15 protein-coding genes are annotated in these 15,865 nt (G+C 62.2%); 2 read left to right on the forward strand and 13 right to left on the reverse strand.

What is annotated here, in order from left to right; genetic code table 11:
* Positions 1-17: 17 nt before the first annotated feature.
* The 12 genes from pstA to F8A10_RS07145 all read right to left on the reverse strand — a co-directional run bounded on the left by pstA (position 18) and on the right by F8A10_RS07145 (position 13,887).
* A complete protein-coding gene (pstA, locus tag F8A10_RS07090; protein WP_152366982.1) occupies positions 18-1,373 on the reverse strand; it encodes a phosphate ABC transporter permease PstA in 1,356 nt (451 codons plus the stop codon).
* The gene (gene pstC, locus F8A10_RS07095; RefSeq protein WP_152366983.1) at positions 1,370-2,560 is read right to left on the reverse strand and encodes a phosphate ABC transporter permease subunit PstC; all 1,191 of its coding nucleotides are present in this window, start codon (positions 2,558-2,560) and stop codon (positions 1,370-1,372) included. The genes pstA and pstC overlap by 4 nt, the downstream gene beginning before the upstream one ends.
* 63 nt (positions 2,561-2,623) lie before the next feature.
* The gene (locus F8A10_RS07100; RefSeq protein WP_010392518.1) at positions 2,624-3,652 is read right to left on the reverse strand and encodes a substrate-binding domain-containing protein; all 1,029 of its coding nucleotides are present in this window, start codon (positions 3,650-3,652) and stop codon (positions 2,624-2,626) included.
* A 139-nt stretch (positions 3,653-3,791) separates the two neighbouring features.
* Positions 3,792-4,892, reverse strand: coding sequence for a chorismate synthase (aroC, locus tag F8A10_RS07105; protein WP_152366984.1), 1,101 nt, complete (start codon positions 4,890-4,892; stop codon positions 3,792-3,794).
* Between the two features lie 51 nt (positions 4,893-4,943).
* Complete coding sequence (carB, locus tag F8A10_RS07110; RefSeq protein WP_010392520.1) at positions 4,944-8,276, reverse strand: carbamoyl-phosphate synthase large subunit; 3,333 nt, start codon at positions 8,274-8,276, stop codon at positions 4,944-4,946.
* 154 nt (positions 8,277-8,430) lie between these two features.
* Positions 8,431-9,000, reverse strand: coding sequence for a hypothetical protein (locus F8A10_RS07115; RefSeq protein WP_010392521.1), 570 nt, complete (start codon positions 8,998-9,000; stop codon positions 8,431-8,433).
* 60 nt (positions 9,001-9,060) lie between these two features.
* The gene (locus tag F8A10_RS07120; protein WP_010392522.1) at positions 9,061-9,780 is read right to left on the reverse strand and encodes a sulfate/molybdate ABC transporter ATP-binding protein; all 720 of its coding nucleotides are present in this window, start codon (positions 9,778-9,780) and stop codon (positions 9,061-9,063) included.
* An 8-nt stretch (positions 9,781-9,788) separates the two neighbouring features.
* On the reverse strand, positions 9,789-10,685 hold the full coding sequence (gene cysW, locus F8A10_RS07125) for a sulfate ABC transporter permease subunit CysW (protein WP_010392523.1): 897 nt from the start codon (positions 10,683-10,685) through the stop codon (positions 9,789-9,791).
* Positions 10,678-11,517, reverse strand: coding sequence for a sulfate ABC transporter permease subunit CysT (gene cysT, locus F8A10_RS07130; RefSeq protein ID WP_085501109.1), 840 nt, complete (start codon positions 11,515-11,517; stop codon positions 10,678-10,680). Before cysT ends, cysW begins: the two co-directional genes overlap by 8 nt.
* Before the next feature lie 3 nt (positions 11,518-11,520).
* On the reverse strand, positions 11,521-12,507 hold the full coding sequence (locus tag F8A10_RS07135; protein ID WP_029371318.1) for a sulfate ABC transporter substrate-binding protein: 987 nt from the start codon (positions 12,505-12,507) through the stop codon (positions 11,521-11,523).
* A 459-nt stretch (positions 12,508-12,966) separates the two neighbouring features.
* Positions 12,967-13,329, reverse strand: a complete 363-nt coding sequence (locus F8A10_RS07140; protein ID WP_010392526.1) for a cell division protein ZapA — start codon at positions 13,327-13,329, stop codon at positions 12,967-12,969.
* Between the two features lie 3 nt (positions 13,330-13,332).
* Positions 13,333-13,887, reverse strand: a complete 555-nt coding sequence (locus F8A10_RS07145) for a DNA repair protein RecN (protein ID WP_010392527.1) — start codon at positions 13,885-13,887, stop codon at positions 13,333-13,335.
* A 179-nt stretch (positions 13,888-14,066) separates the two neighbouring features.
* Here F8A10_RS07145 and hisB point away from each other — a divergent pair, with 179 nt between their 5' ends.
* Positions 14,067-14,654 (forward strand): imidazoleglycerol-phosphate dehydratase HisB, encoded by a 588-nt coding sequence (gene hisB, locus F8A10_RS07150; protein ID WP_152366985.1) that lies wholly within the window; start codon positions 14,067-14,069, stop codon positions 14,652-14,654.
* Entirely contained in the window at positions 14,654-15,283 is a 630-nt protein-coding gene (hisH, locus tag F8A10_RS07155; RefSeq protein ID WP_010392529.1) for an imidazole glycerol phosphate synthase subunit HisH, read from the forward strand. Before hisB ends, hisH begins: the two co-directional genes overlap by 1 nt.
* Positions 15,284-15,380: 97 nt before the next feature.
* Here hisH and F8A10_RS07160 read toward each other — a convergent pair whose 3' ends face one another.
* The gene (locus F8A10_RS07160) at positions 15,381-15,767 is read right to left on the reverse strand and encodes a DUF2147 domain-containing protein (RefSeq protein WP_010392531.1); all 387 of its coding nucleotides are present in this window, start codon (positions 15,765-15,767) and stop codon (positions 15,381-15,383) included.
* Positions 15,768-15,865 lie beyond the last annotated feature (98 nt).

Below are 15,865 nucleotides of genomic sequence, written 5' to 3' on the forward strand. Positions count from 1 at the left end.
GGGGCTCCTTCCCGAGTTTACCACCGGCGCTCGAATCTGCGGCGCAGGAGAATGGCCAGCACGTTCATGCAAAGCAGGAACACCAGCAGCACGATGATTGCCCCCGAGGCCCGCTCGATAAAGGCGGGGTCGGCGCGCTGGGTCCAGTTATAGACCTGCACCGGCAGGGCCGAGGCGGGTTCGAACAGCCCTTCGGGCGGGGCCGAGGGGAAGTTCTTGACGAAAGCCACCATGCCAATCAGCAACAGCGGCGCGGTCTCGCCCAAAGCCTGCGCCATGCCGATGATGGTGCCGGTCAGGATACCCGGCATGGCAAGCGGCAGGACATGGTGAAAAACGGACTGCATCCGCGAAGCCCCGACCCCCAGCGCCGCATCGCGGATCGAAGGCGGCACTGCCTTAAGGGCGGCGCGGGTAGCGATGATTATGGTCGGCAAGGTCATCAGAGTCAGCACCAGGCCGCCGACGATGGGTGCCGATTGCGGCAGGCCCCCAAAATTGATGAAGGCGGCAAGGCCAAGGATACCAAAGACGATCGACGGCACCGCTGCAAGGTTCGAGATATTCACCTCGATAATGTCGGTCCAGCGGTTCTTGGGCGCGAATTCCTCAAGATAGATCGAGGCAGCGACGCCAATCGGCACCGCAAGCACCAGCACCACCAGCATCATGTAAAGCGACCCGAGAATGGCGATACCGACACCCGCAGCCTCGGGCCGTTGGTCCGAGGCGTCCGGGCTGGTCAGGAACGACCAGTTCCATTTGGTCGCCAGCATCCCCTGTGCCTTCAGCGCATCGGCAAGTTGCAGCTGCGCGGGCGAGGTATTGGCGTCGCGCAGCGCGCTGTCCATCGTGACACGGCCCTTGTAATAGCCGTCGATCCGCCCGTTCACCAGCACGCGGGCAGTGATGGTCTGGCCGATCAGATCGGGGTTCGCCAGCACCTGATCGCGCAGCCGCGCCGGGGCCTCTTTCGAGATCAGGCCCGACAGATCCTTGGCCGACAGATCGGCAATTGCGATGCCCTTATCGGCAACCACCTTTTCCAGCGATTGCTGCAAAAGCTTGCCATAGGTCAGGGTCAGGACCTTGCCCAGATCCGCAGGGTCACGGTTGCCGTTCTTGTCAAGCTGGGCGTCCTCCAGCGTGACCGGGATCTCCAGATAGGTCTGGCGAAATGCCCCGATACCGCCGGTCAGGATGGTGAACAGCAGCACCACCAGCATGACCATCGAGATCACAATGGCGCCCAGACCATAGGCGCGGAAGCGGGCCTCGGCTGCGTGGCGCCGGCGCGTGTGCGGATCAGCAACCAAAAGCGAGGACTTGGGCTGGGTCGCGCGGGGCGCCCCTTCAATGGTAGCGTCGCTCATTCGTATTGCTCCCGGTATTTGCGCACGACGTAAAGGGCGACAATGTTCAGAACCAGCGTGGTGACAAACAGCGTTAGACCCAGTGCAAAGGCGACAAGCGTTTCGGGCGCAGCAAAGTCGTTGTCGCCGGTCAGCTGGCTGACAATCTTGACCGTGATGGTGGTCATGGCCTCGAACGGGTTCAGGTCCATGCGCGCCGCAGCCCCTGCCCCAAGAACGACGATCATCGTCTCGCCAATAGCGCGCGAGGCGGCCAGCAGGACCGCGCCCACGATACCGGGCAGCGCAGCGGGCAGAACCACCTTGCGCACCGTTTCGGACTGGGTCGAGCCCAGACCAAGCGCGCCGTCACGCAGGCTTTGCGGTACGGCATTGATGATGTCATCGGAAAGCGAGCTGACAAAGGGGATCAGCATGATCCCCATGACAAGGCCCGCCGTCATCACCGATGAGGCGGAACTGCCCAACCCCATCGGCTGGGCGAACCAGTCACGCAGCGCCGGGCCAACCGTGATCAGGGCAAAGAGACCGTAAACAATGGTCGGAATACCGGCGAGCACCTCGATTGCCGGCTTGGCGACGCTGCGCAGCCGTACAGAGGCGTATTCCGACATATAGATCGCCGCAAAAAGCCCAATCGGGACCGAGACGGCCAGTGCGATCAGCGAAATGTAGATCGTCCCCCACAACAGCGGCAGGATGCCCAGCTGTGAGCCTCCGCCGAATTTGGGCGACCAGGTGGTGCCAAAGAAAAAGTCCTGCCAGGAATATTTCTGGAAGAAATGCCCTGTCTCGAACAGCATCGAAAATACGATGCCTGCGGTGGTCAGAATGGCAATGATCGAGCACAGGATCAGCAGCCCTTTGACCATGTTTTCGACTGCGTTACGGGCGCGAAAACCGGGTGCGGTACGGATAAGCGCAAAGGCCAGCCCGGCGGCCGCAAGCAGCAGCGCCAGCGGTGTCAGTGGCGTCACCTCTGCCGAGGGCTGCACAAACCGCCAGATGGCGATCAGAAACAGCGCCGGCAGCGCCGTCAACAGCGCCGCATGCCAGCCGTGATAACTGGGTCGGGAATGAAGGCGCCGCACATCGCCACCAGCCTGCGCGATGGCACGGGCACGGGTAACGACATAGCCAACGGCCGCCAGGGCAAGGACAATCAGCAAAGTCCATGAGACAGGCATCTATAGCCCTCAAGACAGGAAAGCGGAAAGGCGCGGGCCGTCTGCCCGCGCCCGGAGGTCGCGTTACTGCGCGATGGTCACTTCATCAGCCACCGCCTTTTGGGTGGCGGCAAGTTCGGGATCAGCGACCAGCCCATAGCTGGCAAGCGGCCCCCCGGCACCGGCGAGATCGTCCGAGACGAAGAATTCCGCGAACTCCTTCAGCCCCGGGACCGTGCCGATGTGCTGTTTCTTGAGATAGAAATACAGCGGACGCGACACCGGATATTCACCCGAGGCGATGCTTTCGGTCGAGGGCTGGATGCCGCCGATGGTCGCGACTTTCAGCTTGTCGGTGTTGTTTTCATAAAACGACAGGCCAAAGACGCCGATGCCATTCTTGGCCGACTGGATACGGGCCAGCGTCTCGGTATAGTCGCCGTCGATATCGACCGATTTGCCATCGGTGCGCAGGCTCAGACAGGCTTGTTCGCCGGCCTCTTCGCCAAGCTCGGTGTTAAAGACCTCGGCCGCACCCGATTCCTTGCAGCCCGCGGCGATGACCTTTTCCTCGAACACTTCGCGGGTGCCGTGCTTGGTGCCCGGGATAAAGGCAAGGATTTCCTGATCGGGCAGATCGGCGCGGATCTCGCTCCATTTGGTGTAGGGGTTGGCGACGACCTTGCCGTCCTTGACCACCTGAGCCGACAGCGCGTTGAACCAATCCGCAGAGGTAAAGGCGAAGTCGTTACCCGAGATGTCGCTGGCAAAGACGATCCCGTCGTAACCGATGCGCACTTCCATGATCTCGGTCACGCCGGCGGCCTTGCAGGCCTCTTTTTCGCTGTCCTTGATCGGACGCGATGCATTGGCGATGTCGATCGTGTTCTCGCCCACGCCCTCGCAGAATTTCTTGAGCCCCGCCGAAGAACCACCCGATTCGACCACCGGGGTCGGAAAGTCGGTGTTCTCGCCAAAGGCTTCGGCAACGATGGTCGCATAGGGCAGCACCGTGGACGAGCCCGAGATCTGGATCTGGTCGCGGGCGGCCGCAGCCGTGGCCGAGGCGGCGATCACGGCCAGCGCCGACACAGTGAGTTTCGCGGATTTCATCGGATCACTCCTGACATTTCATCTGGCCGGATTCGGCCTGCGCGTTCTCTAGAACGGCGGTGCGACGGTTATGCGAAAGAAATGTAACAGTTCAGCGACAATCGCGGCGAAGATGATTTTCGCACCCGGGCAGATCCGCTTAGCCAATACGGCCGCGCTGTCCCCCCGTCTGTGCCCGGTCGAGCAGCAGGTGATCCAGAATCACGCAGGCAGCCATAGCTTCTGCAATCGGCACAGCACGGATGCCGACGCAGGGATCATGACGGCCTTTGGTAATCAGCTCGATTTCTTCGCCGCGCTGATTGATGGTGCGACGCGGGGTCAGGATCGAACTGGTCGGTTTGACCGCGAATCGCACGACAATGTCCTGCCCGGTCGAGATTCCGCCCAGAATCCCCCCGGCATGATTCGACAAAAAGCGCAGACCATCGTTACCCATACGGATTTCATCGGCATTAGCAGTGCCGGTCAGCGCGGCGGCCGCCATGCCCTCGCCGATCTCGACCCCTTTGACCGCGTTGATCGACATCATCGCAGCGGCAAGGTCAGTGTCCAGCTTGGCATAGACGGGGGCGCCAAGACCGGGCGGACAGCCCTGAATCAGCACCTCGACCGCCGCGCCCACGCTGTTCTGCGCCTTGCGAATCGCGTTCAGATAATCCTCCCACGCCGGAACGGCGCTGGCATCGGGCAAAAAGAACGGGTTCCGGCCGATCTCATCCGCGTCGAACTGTGACCGGTCAAGGTGCAGATCACCCATCTGCACCATATAGCCGATGATGCGCAGGTCCGGGACCAGATCGCGCAATACCGCCTGTGCCACGCCCCCCGCCGCGACCCGCGCCGCGGTCTCTCGCGCGCTAGAGCGCCCGCCACCACGATAATCACGGATGCCGTATTTCAGGTGATAAGCAATATCAGCATGGCCGGGACGGAAGGCCTGGGCGATGTCACCGTAATCCTTGCTGCGCTGATCGGTATTCTCGATCATCAGCTGGATCGGCGTGCCGGTGGTCTTACCCTCGAACACGCCCGACAGGATGCGCACCTGATCCGGCTCTTGCCGCTGGGTAGTGAACTTCGAGCTGCCGGGCCGGCGGCGGTCAAGGAACTGCTGAATCCAGCCTTCGTCCAGAGCCACGCCAGGGGGGCAGCCGTCCACGGTCGCGCCAAGCGCGGGACCGTGGCTTTCGCCCCAGGTGGTAAAGGTGAACACGCGGCCGAAGGTGTTAAAGCTCATGGTTCCCGTATCCCCATTCTACCAGCGTTGACCGCCCCCGGCGGCAATAGCCTAGGCCTGAAGGCTTCTGACCCCGACCTCTCCCTCGCCGCGCGACTTGATCGCGGCGACCGCGGCAATGCTGCCCGCCGCTGTGGTGAAATAGGGAATCCGGTCGTTCAGCGCCACGGCCCGGATTTCGCGCGAATCGGCGATGGCCTGCGCGCCCTCGGTCGTGTTCAGAACCATCGCGATTTCACCGTTTTTCAGCCGGTCAACGATGTTCGGACGGCCCTCATAGACCTTGTTCACCAGTTCGGTCTCAACACCCGAACCGCGCAGGAATTCAGCCGTGCCGCGGGTCGCGACCAGCTTGAAGCCCATGGCAGTCAACTCGCCCGCCGCGCGGGCCAGCTCAGCCGTCTTGTCGGCGTCACGGACCGAAATAAAGACCAGCCCGCCGTTCGGCAGATGCGTCCCTGCCCCCATCTGCGCCTTAAGGAAGGCGCGGGGGAAGCTGCGATCCCACCCCATCACTTCGCCGGTCGAACGCATCTCGGGGCCAAGCAAGGTATCGACCCCGGGGAAACGGGCAAAGGGCAGCACCGCCTCTTTGACCGAGAACCAGGGGGTGTTCGGATCGGCAAGCGTCAGCGGATCGGCAAAGGGCAGATCATCTTCGGGGCCGACCCCTTCGGGATAGGGCGCGCGGACGGGGAAGTTCGACATAGGCTCACCCGCCATCAGCCGCGCAGCGATCGAGGCAATGGCACTGTCGGTCGCCTTGGCGACAAAGGGCACGGTACGCGAGGCGCGCGGGTTGACCTCCAGCACATAGATCTCGCCGTCCTTCAGCGCGAATTGCACATTCATCAGGCCGACGACGTTCAGCGCCCTGGCCATCGCCTCGGTCTGGACCTTCAGCCTGGCGATCGTCTCGCTATCCAGCGTATGGGGAGGCAGCGAACAGGCCGAGTCGCCCGAGTGAACGCCCGCCTCTTCGATATGCTCCATGATACCGGCGACATGGACGGTTTTCCCGTCCGACAGCGCGTCAACGTCAACCTCGATTGCACCGGAAAGATAGCTGTCAAGCAGCACGGGGCTGTCGCCCGAAACCTGCACCGCCTCACGGATGTAGCGGTTGAGCTGATCCATGTCGCGCACGATTTCCATCGCCCGGCCGCCCAGCACGTAAGAGGGACGGATGACCAGCGGGAAACCGATGCGCTGCGCGATCTCGATGGCCTCGGCGTCCGAATGGGCGATGCCGTTCACCGGCTGTTTCAGGTCCAGATCGTTCAGCAGCCTCTGGAACCGCTCGCGGTCCTCGGCAAGGTCGATGGCATCGGGCGAGGTGCCAAGGATCGGAATCCCCTCTGCCTCAAGCGCATTGGCAAGTTTCAGCGGGGTCTGGCCACCGAACTGGACGATCACGCCGTGCAAAGTGCCGTTTTCCTGCTCAACCCGCAGGATCTCAAGCACATGTTCCATCGTCAGCGGTTCAAAATACAGCCGGTCCGAGGTGTCGTAGTCGGTCGAGACGGTCTCGGGGTTGCAGTTGATCATGATCGTTTCGTAACCGGCCTTGGTCAGCGCGAAACAGGCATGGCAGCAGCAGTAATCGAACTCGATCCCCTGACCGATCCGGTTCGGACCGCCCCCAAGGATCACCACCTTCCTGCGGTCCGAGGGACGGGCTTCGTTTTCGACCTCGCCCATCGCCGGGGCCTCATAGGTCGAATACATATAGGGGGTCTGGGCCTCAAACTCGGCCGCGCAGGTGTCGATGCGCTTAAAGACCGGGTGCAGGTCATGGGTGCGGCGGGCCTGACGGATCTCGGCCTCGGACTTACTGGTAAGCCTGGCCAGGCGCGCGTCGGTAAAGCCCATCATCTTGAGCTTGCGCAGCCCCTCGGCATCCGCAGGCAGACCCGAGGCGCGAACTCCGGCCTCGGCCTCGACGATCTCGCGGATGCGGGCCAGGAACCAGGGATCAAAGGCGGTAGCGTGCTGGATCTCGTCGTCGCCGAGCCCGTGGCGCATGGCCTGAGCAATCAGGCGCAGACGGTCGGGGGTCTGCTGGCTGATCGCCTTGATGATCGCCGCCTTGTCGGGCGCGCCGGGGATTTCGATATCGTCAAGGCCGGTCAGCCCGTTTTCCATCGAGGCCAGCGCCTTTTGCAGCGATTCATGGAAGCTGCGGCCGATGGCCATGACCTCGCCCACCGACTTCATCGCAGTGGTCAGCTCGGGCTTTGAGCCGGGGAATTTCTCGAAGGCAAAGCGCGGGATCTTGGTCACGACATAGTCGATCGAGGGCTCAAAGCTGGCCGGGGTGACCTTGGTGATGTCGTTGTCCAGTTCGTCCAGCGTATAGCCGACCGCCAGCTTGGCCGCGATCTTGGCGATGGGAAAGCCCGTCGCTTTCGAGGCCAGCGCCGAGGACCGCGACACCCGCGGGTTCATCTCGATCACCACCATACGGCCATCCTTGGGGTTGATCGCCCATTGGACGTTGGAACCGCCGGTTTCGACCCCGATTTCGCGCAACACGGCGATCGAGCCGTTGCGCATACGCTGATATTCGCGGTCGGTCAGGGTCAGCGCAGGTGCGACGGTGATCGAATCGCCAGTATGAACGCCCATCGGGTCGACGTTCTCGATCGAGCAGACGATGATGGCGTTGTCGGCGCGGTCACGCACCACCTCCATCTCGTATTCCTTCCAGCCAAGCAGGCTTTCGTCGACCAGCACCTGCGCAACCGGGGATGCCTCAAGGCCTGAGCGGACGATACGTTCGTAATCGTCACGGTTATAGGCGACGCCGCCCCCGGTACCACCAAGGGTAAAGGCGGGACGGATGATCGCGGGCAGGCCGATATCCTCAAGCGCCTCCATCGCAATGGCGATGCCGGCGGCGATATCATAGGTGCCATTGGGGTGTTTGGGCGCCGAAACGATGGTGGCGCGGGGGTTTTCCAGCCCGATCCGCTCCATCGCTTCGCGGAACAGCTTGCGGTCTTCGGCCATTTCGATGGCGGCACGCTGCGCCCCGATCAGCTCGACGCCGTAACGGTTCAGCACCCCAGCATCGGCCAGCGCCAGTGCGGTGTTCAGCCCGGTCTGCCCGCCCATGGTCGGCAAAAGCGCGTCCGGCCGTTCCTTGGCGATGATCTTTTCAACCACCTCGGGGGTGATCGGCTCGATATAGGTTGCATCCGCCATTTCTGGATCGGTCATGATCGTGGCGGGGTTCGAGTTCACCAGGATGACCCGGTAACCCTCTTCGCGCAGCGCCTTGCAGGCCTGAGCGCCGGAATAGTCGAACTCGCATGCCTGACCGATGACGATGGGACCGGCACCGATGATCAGGATGGATTTGATATCGGTTCTTTTCGGCATGGCGGTCCCTCGGGCTGGCGGCTGATAAATCGTCCGGGGTTATAGCCAAGGCCGTCAAAGTCGCAAGGGTCCGCGCCGTGCCAGAGCCAAAAAACCGCGCCCCGCCCTTTCGCTTTTGCCAGGCAACTGGCTGGCGGCTGAACCGCCACCCCGCTTAGTTCAGGCTATCATAGCGGCGAATGATCCATGACAGATCATAAACAAGCCAGACGATACCCAGAATCAGCAGGCTGCGGGGACGTCCGGTCCGCATCGCCAAAAGGGCAATCGAGACCCCGATCAGCAGGCGCAACGGATATTCCGAACCCAGAGCCTGCCAATGCGCCCGCCCCTTCATCGCCGTATCAATCAGATCAAATAGGAACGAGACCGCGAAGATCCCAAAGAACCAGTGCCGCCGGGTGATAAAGAAGCGCTCGCTTTCCGCATGTTCGGAATGGGCGTCGGGATACAGCAACGTCGCCATCAGGAAATGCAGCGAGGCATAGGCCAGCACAAAGACATAGATGCCAAAGTGCCAGGTGGCGATGTCGCGCAATGCGAATTCCCACCACCAGAAATGCACCGCCGACAGCAGCAGCACCATTGACCAGACAATATGGACGAACATCCCCTCGGTCCGGGCAGGAAACTGCAACCGGCGCGACAGACCCGACAGAACACGGGTAATGGCAAGGCCCAGGATCAGGCTGACCAGTACCTTGAGATGGGCATAGGCATCCATGGCTCCCCCCTTATTTTGCCCGCAAGGCTAGCGCGCCATGCGGGCAAGGGGAAAGCGGGATCAGGCCTCGATGAATTCGCGCACGAAAGGCGTCGCGGGCCGGGCACGGATGTCTTGCGGACGGCCGACCTGCTCGATCCGGCCCATGGACATCACCACCACCAGATCGGCCAGCTCCATCGCCTCATCCTGGTCATGGGTGACAAAGACCGTGGTCAGGCCGGTCGTGTCATGGATTTCGCGCAGGCCCTGACGCAGTTCCTTGCGGACGCGGGCGTCCAGCGCGCCAAACGGCTCATCAAGCAGCAGCATCCGCGGCTCGATCGCAAGCGCCCGGGCCAGCGCGACCCGCTGGCGCTGGCCACCCGAAAGCTGACTTGGGTAGCGATCAGCGATCTGGGGCAGCTGGATCAGTTCAAGCAGTTTGGTGACCCGCCGCTCAATTTCAGCATGCGGCGGGCGTGAACGGCGCGGACGTGCACGCAGACCATAGGCGATATTTTCAAATACCGTCATATGGCGGAACAGCGCATAGCTTTGGAACACAAAGCCGGCACGACGCTCTTGCACGGTCAGGCCGGTTGCGTCCTGTCCGTCAAACAGCACCCGGCCCGAGGTCGGGAATTCAAGCCCGCCGAGAATGCGCAAAAGCGTGGTCTTGCCCGACCCCGAAGGGCCCAGAAGCGCCACCAGCGCCCCAGAAGGAATGGCGAGGCTGACCGGCTGCAGTGCGGTCGTAGAGCCGAAGGTCTTGGCGATCTCGTCAATCTCGATATGCATGGGTCACCTCAATGGCGGCGGGTTGCGGCAAGCTGATCGGCATGGCGCCATTCCAGCAAGGTCTTAAGCGCAAGGGTCAGCAGGCCAAGCAGAGCCAGGACCGTCGCCAGGCTGAAGGCCGCCACCGAGAAATACTCGTTATACATCATCTCGATGGTGATCGGCATGGTGGCGGTCTGGCCGCGGATCTTGCCCGAGACCACGGCGACAGCACCAAATTCGCCCATGGCGCGGGCGTTACACAAAAGCACGCCGTATAGCAGCGCCCATTTGATATTCGGCAGGGTCACGGTCAGAAACACCCGCCAGCCCGAAGCACCGAGCGTCAGCGCCGCCTCTTCCTCAGCGCGGCCCTGTTCGATCATCACCGGGATCAGCTCGCGCGCGACAAAGGGAAAAGTGACGAAGATCGAGGCGAGCACGATCCCCGGCAGGGCAAAGATGATCGGAAAGTTCTGTGCGACCAACCAGCCGCCAATCAGGCTGTTGGTGCCAAAGAGCAGCACCAGCGCCAGGCCAGCCACCACCGGCGAGATCGAAAACGGCAAGTCGATCAGCGTGATCAGAAAGGCTTTGCCGCGAAAATCGAACTTGGTGATCGTCCATGCTGCGGCAATGCCAAAGATCGCGTTCAGCGGCACGGTAATCGCCGCGACGATCAGGGTCAGGCGGATCGCCGACAGCGCCTCGGGCTTAGCCAGCGATCGCAGGGCCTCGCCCGCACCCTTGGCCAATGCCTCGGCAAAGACCACGATCAGCGGGGCGACTACCAGAATGGCCAACCCGCCCAGTGCCACGGCGATCAGCACCGCGCGCACCAGCGGGCTTTCCTGCGTCACCGGACGCCAGGCCGAGGTCCGGGCAGCGGGAACGGGGATATGATCCTCGGGCGAGCCGTCAAACATGACCGATCCTCCGTCGGCTCCAGATCTGGATGAGGTTGATCACCAGGAGCATCGAGAATGAGATGACAAGCATGGCGATACCGATGGCGGCGGCACCGCCATAATCGAACTCTTCCAGCTTGATGACGATCAGCAGGGGTGCAATTTCGGTCTTCATCGGCAGGTTGCCGGCAATGAAGATGACCGAGCCGTATTCGCCGACCGCACGCGCAAGCGACAGCGCAAAACCGGTCAGCGCCGCGGGCAACAGCATTGGCAGGATCACCCGGCGCATCGTGTAAAAGCGCCCTGCCCCAAGCGTGGCCGAGGCCTCTTCGACCTCTTGCTCGATCTCGGCGATCACCGGCTGAACCGTGCGGGTGACAAAGGGCAGGCCGACAAAGATCAACGCGATCAGGATGCCCCACTGCGTATAGGCGATCTTGCCATCAAGGCTTTTGGCAATGCTGCCAAAAGTGCCGTTCGGCGCGTACAGCGCAGTCAGCGCGATGCCCGCCACCGCTGTCGGCAGGGCAAAGGGCAGATCCACGAACGCGTCGATCAGCCTGCGGCCGGGAAAGTCATAGCGTGCAAGCACCCATGCCAGCAGAGAGCCAAAGACGAGGTTGAACAGCGCCGCCAGAAACGCCAGCCGGAACGACAGATAAAGCGCCGCCCAGACCCGTGGCGTATTGATCGTCGCCCAGACGGCCTCGGGGCCGTAGCTGACACCACGCGCCAGCAGCGCGACGACCGGCAGGATAACGACCAGCGACAACATCGCCAGCGTAATACCCATGCCGAGCCCGAAGCCCGGCATGGGAGATTTCTGCAAACGTAGCGCAAGCGCCATGGGTTACTTCCCCGAATAGATCTGGTCGAAGGTGCCGCCGTCGCCAAAGTGCTCGGGCTGGGCCTGTTTCCAGCCGCCGAAGTCGGCGATGGTCACAAGGTCGAGCTTGGGGAAACGGGCCACGTCCGCCGGATCCGCTGCGCTCTCATCCCAGGCACGGTAGTAGTGCTTGAAGGCCAGCGCCTGCCCCTCGGGCGAGTAGAGGAAGTTCAGATAGGCGTCCGCCAGCTGCTTTTGCTCGTCGTCGACGATGTTCTTGTCCACGATCGCGACCGGCGGTTCGGCCAGGATCGAGACCGAGGGCACGACGATGTCGAAACGGTCTTCACCCAGTTCGTTCAGCGCCAGATAAGCCTCGTTTTCCCAGGCAAGCAGCACGTCGCCAATCTCGCGCTGGGTAAAGGTCGTGGTCGAACCACGCGCGCCACTGTCCAGAACCGGAACGTGCTTGAACAGCTCGGTCACGAATTCCTTGGGGTCCTGACCGTTCTTTTGCGCCCAGGCCCAAGCGGCAAGGTAGTTCCAGCGCGCACCACCCGAAGTCTTGGGGTTCGGCGTGATGACCTCGACCCCTTCCTTGACCAGATCACCCCAGTCCTGGATCCCCTTGGGGTTCCCCTCACGGACAAGGAAAACGATGGTCGAGGTATAGGGCGAGCTGTTGTGCGGCAGGCGCGACTGCCAGTCCTCGGGCAAAAGGCCCTTGGCCGCGATCTGGTCGATGTCCGAGGCCAGCGCCAGCGTCACGACCTGCGCCTTGAGCCCGTCGATCACCGAACGTGCCTGTGCACCCGAACCGCCGTGTGATGTCTCGATGCTGGGGGCCGGGTGGCCATCGGCCTCCCATTTCGCGGCAAAGGCGGCATTTACTGCGCGGTAAAGTTCACGCGTCGGGTCATAGCTGACGTTCAGCAACGAGTTATCGGCAGAGGCCTGACCGGCCAGACCGATACCCACGATGGTCGCCGCGATCGCCACGACACGCCGCATCGAAAAGCCCAGGCAACGATCCAGGAGACCGGGGTTCAGCGGGTAGCCGGTCATGCGCTTGGTGCCATCCTCGACCGTCAGGCGGCCGTCGAGATGGCGCCGGATCACACGGCCATGGGCCAGTTGGCTGTCGGTCACGCGAATGCTGCGGATCATGATGCCTTGTCCTCTTAATCTGCCTATGAGGCTCTCCTCATGACCTTAATTACGACAGACTTTATCGTTTATTTCAACAGAAAAGACGTTCCCTCTTGTCGTTTTTATTATTTAATATTTTCAGTATGTTAATTTGAGTTTTCGGAAAATGCTCAGACATATCCCGCTGCATCGCCCACCGAATCTGAGCAGCTCTCATCAGGGTTTACGTATCAGACAGGCGCCGTGCGACGGGGTAGAATCGCCCAAATGGGAAGGCCGCCCCGGTGGGAGCGGCCTTGCATTCCTTGCGGGGCGGAAAGGTCAATCCGCCAGTTGATCCTCGGCCTTTTGGGCCAGTGCCTCGGCGCGCGCGGCCAGTTCGGCCATCGCTTCGACAAGCGATTCGGGCACCACCGGCACTTCGACCCGCTGCGGATTGGTCTTGTGCCGCGCCAGCTCACGCTCCAGCGAGGCGACACGATCCTCAAGCGCCGAGGTCCGGTCTGCGAGCATCAGCCCGGCAAGCAAAAGCAGCCGCGGCTCGGGCATGCGGCCTGCCTGCGCCAGAATCGCCTGCGCCTCGTTATCCAGCAGTGAGGCAGCGCGTTTCAGCAGCCGCTCCTCCCCCTCCTGACAGGCCAGAGTGTAGGATTTGTGTCCGATCGAGAAATCGACTTCGGCCATGGCTCAGCCCCTTTCCTCGTCCAGATTGGAACCTTCCTGCGGGCCATCCTGCCCCTTGGACGCAGCAGGCAGCGGCGCGGTGCCGATCATGCGATCAAGCGTCCCGATGATATCGTCCATCTGCGCGCGTTCGGCATCACGCGCGGCGCGAAGCGATTCGATTTCGGCCTCAAGCGCGCAACGGATATCATCCTGCGACTCGTCAGAGGAGCGGTCCTCGATCAGGGCGCGGTTGGCAGTCGCCAGCACCTCATTTGCACGGGCAAGCCGCGCGATCTCTTGCCCGGCATGAACAAGGCGCTGGTGCGCTTCGGCCAGTCGTGCCTCGCAGGTCGCCAGGGTTTCGGCCTGACGTTCGTGCTGGACCGCAAGTTCCTGTGAAAGACGCTGATTTTCGGCGCTGATTTCCTGCAGCCGCGCCTCGGCCTCGCCCTCTGGCGCGGCGTAGGGTGCATCCGAGGAAGTGGCGCCGGTTTGCGCCACACGGTCGATAAATTGGTCAATGCGGTCCAAGGCCGCGATCAACCGCCGTTCGCTGCCGTTCAGGTCATCTCTCATCGGCCAGGATCCTTTTCGGGTCGCTCGTCCTTTGCGGGTCGCCCGTCACTTTTCGCATTGCGTCGGCCATATGACAAGAACAGGCGGAAATTGCCGTCGGATCCTTGCTTGCGCATCGGCTTTTCAGGCGGCGGCTGCGGCCCTATAAGACAGCAAGCCTGCATGAGGAGAGACGCCAGATGCGCCGCGCAAAGATCACCCGCAAGACGGCAGAGACCGAAATCGAGGTCGAGATCAATCTTGACGGCAGCGGTCGCTATGACAACCAGACCGGCGTTGGCTTTTTTGACCATATGCTGGACCAGCTGGCCCGGCACTCTCTCATCGACATCAGGGTGCGGGCCAAGGGCGATCTGCACATCGACGATCACCACACCGTCGAGGATACCGGCATCGCCCTTGGTCAGGCGCTGACCAAAGCCCTGGGCGACAAGGCTGGTATCCGGCGCTATGGCTCGTTCCATCTGGCGATGGACGACGCGCTGGTGCGGGCGGCGCTGGATCTGTCAGCGCGGCCGTGGCTGGGCTGGAACGTCGACTTTCCGGCGCAAAAAATCGGCAGTTTCGACACCGAGCTGGTGCGCGAATTCTTTCAGGCGCTTTCGACCCATGGCGGCATCACGCTGCATGTCGATCGCCTGCATGGCGTCAACGCCCACCACATTGCCGAGGCGACCTTCAAAGCGATAGCACGGGCGCTGCGCGAAGCGGTCGAGCCCGACCCGCGCATGGCAGGTGTGCTGCCTTCGACCAAGGGCGCTCTCTGATGCGGGTCGCGCTGGTCGATTACGACAGCGGCAACCTGCACTCGGCCGAAAAGGCTTTCGCGCTCATGGGACGCGAGACAGGTGCTGAGGTGGTCGTGACATCGGACCCTGAGGTGGTTGCCCGCGCGGACCGGCTGGTGTTGCCCGGCGACGGCGCCTTTCCGGCCTGCCGTGCGGCGCTGGAGGCCGTGCCCGGCATGGTCGAAGCATTGCGCGAGGCAGTACTTGCCCGCGCCGTTCCCTTCATGGGTATTTGCGTCGGCATGCAGATGCTTGCCGAGATCGGGCATGAATACCGTGATACCGCGGGCCTTGGCTGGATCGGGGGAGAAATCGACCCCATCCGCGCGCCGGGGCTAAAGGTCCCGCATATGGGCTGGAATGATCTGACCGTGCTGCAGGCGCACCCGCTGCTTGATGGCATCTCGACCGGGGACCATGCCTATTTCGTCCATAGCTGGCAGTTTCGCGTGAACGATCCCGCGCATCTTTTGGCGACCGCCGATTACGGCGGGCCGGTAACGGCTGTGGTCGGGCGCGACAATATCGCCGGCACCCAGTTCCACCCCGAGAAATCTCAGGCCGTGGGTTTGCGTATCATTGGCAACTTTCTGCGCTGGAACCCGTGAGCGAGGGTGAGGGGGCTCTGCCCCCACGCCCCTGAGGCCCCTCAACGGGGCCTCAGGGGCGTTCCCCCGGGATATTTGGGCGCGAAAGAAGCCGGGGCTATTTGACCCGTACCCAGCGCTGTGTCTTGCAAAAGACCGCTACACAGCCCGAGACGTTCAGCGTTTTGCCGTCGAACTGCATCTTGGACTTGTAGGTTTTGTCCGCGCCCGGATCCCAGATCGTACCACCCGAGAATTTGCCGCCTCCGTCATCGTTCATCCCGGCGACGATGTTCTTGCCGGTATGAGGCGAAGAGATTTCCTTACCCGCCTTGTCAAAGCTTTTGATCAGACGGCCGCAATATTTGCCGCCGCAGTCATAGAACTCGACCATGCCGACATTGCCGTCGTCATTCGCCTGGGTCTGAAAGATGCCGCTGATGCCGTCGGCCTGGGCAATGGTGCCGACAAGGCAAAGCATGGCTGCGAAAGCCGGTATCTTCATTCTGATTCCCCTCCCTGGGATGTGGTTATGTCGGCAGGATGAGGGTGCGGGATATCGCCGATCAAGCCTGACGTGGGGTCGCTTTAGCGGCGCGTGTT

It is taken from the genome of Paracoccus kondratievae, from assembly GCF_009301415.1.
Lineage (GTDB): Bacteria > Pseudomonadota > Alphaproteobacteria > Rhodobacterales > Rhodobacteraceae > Paracoccus > Paracoccus kondratievae.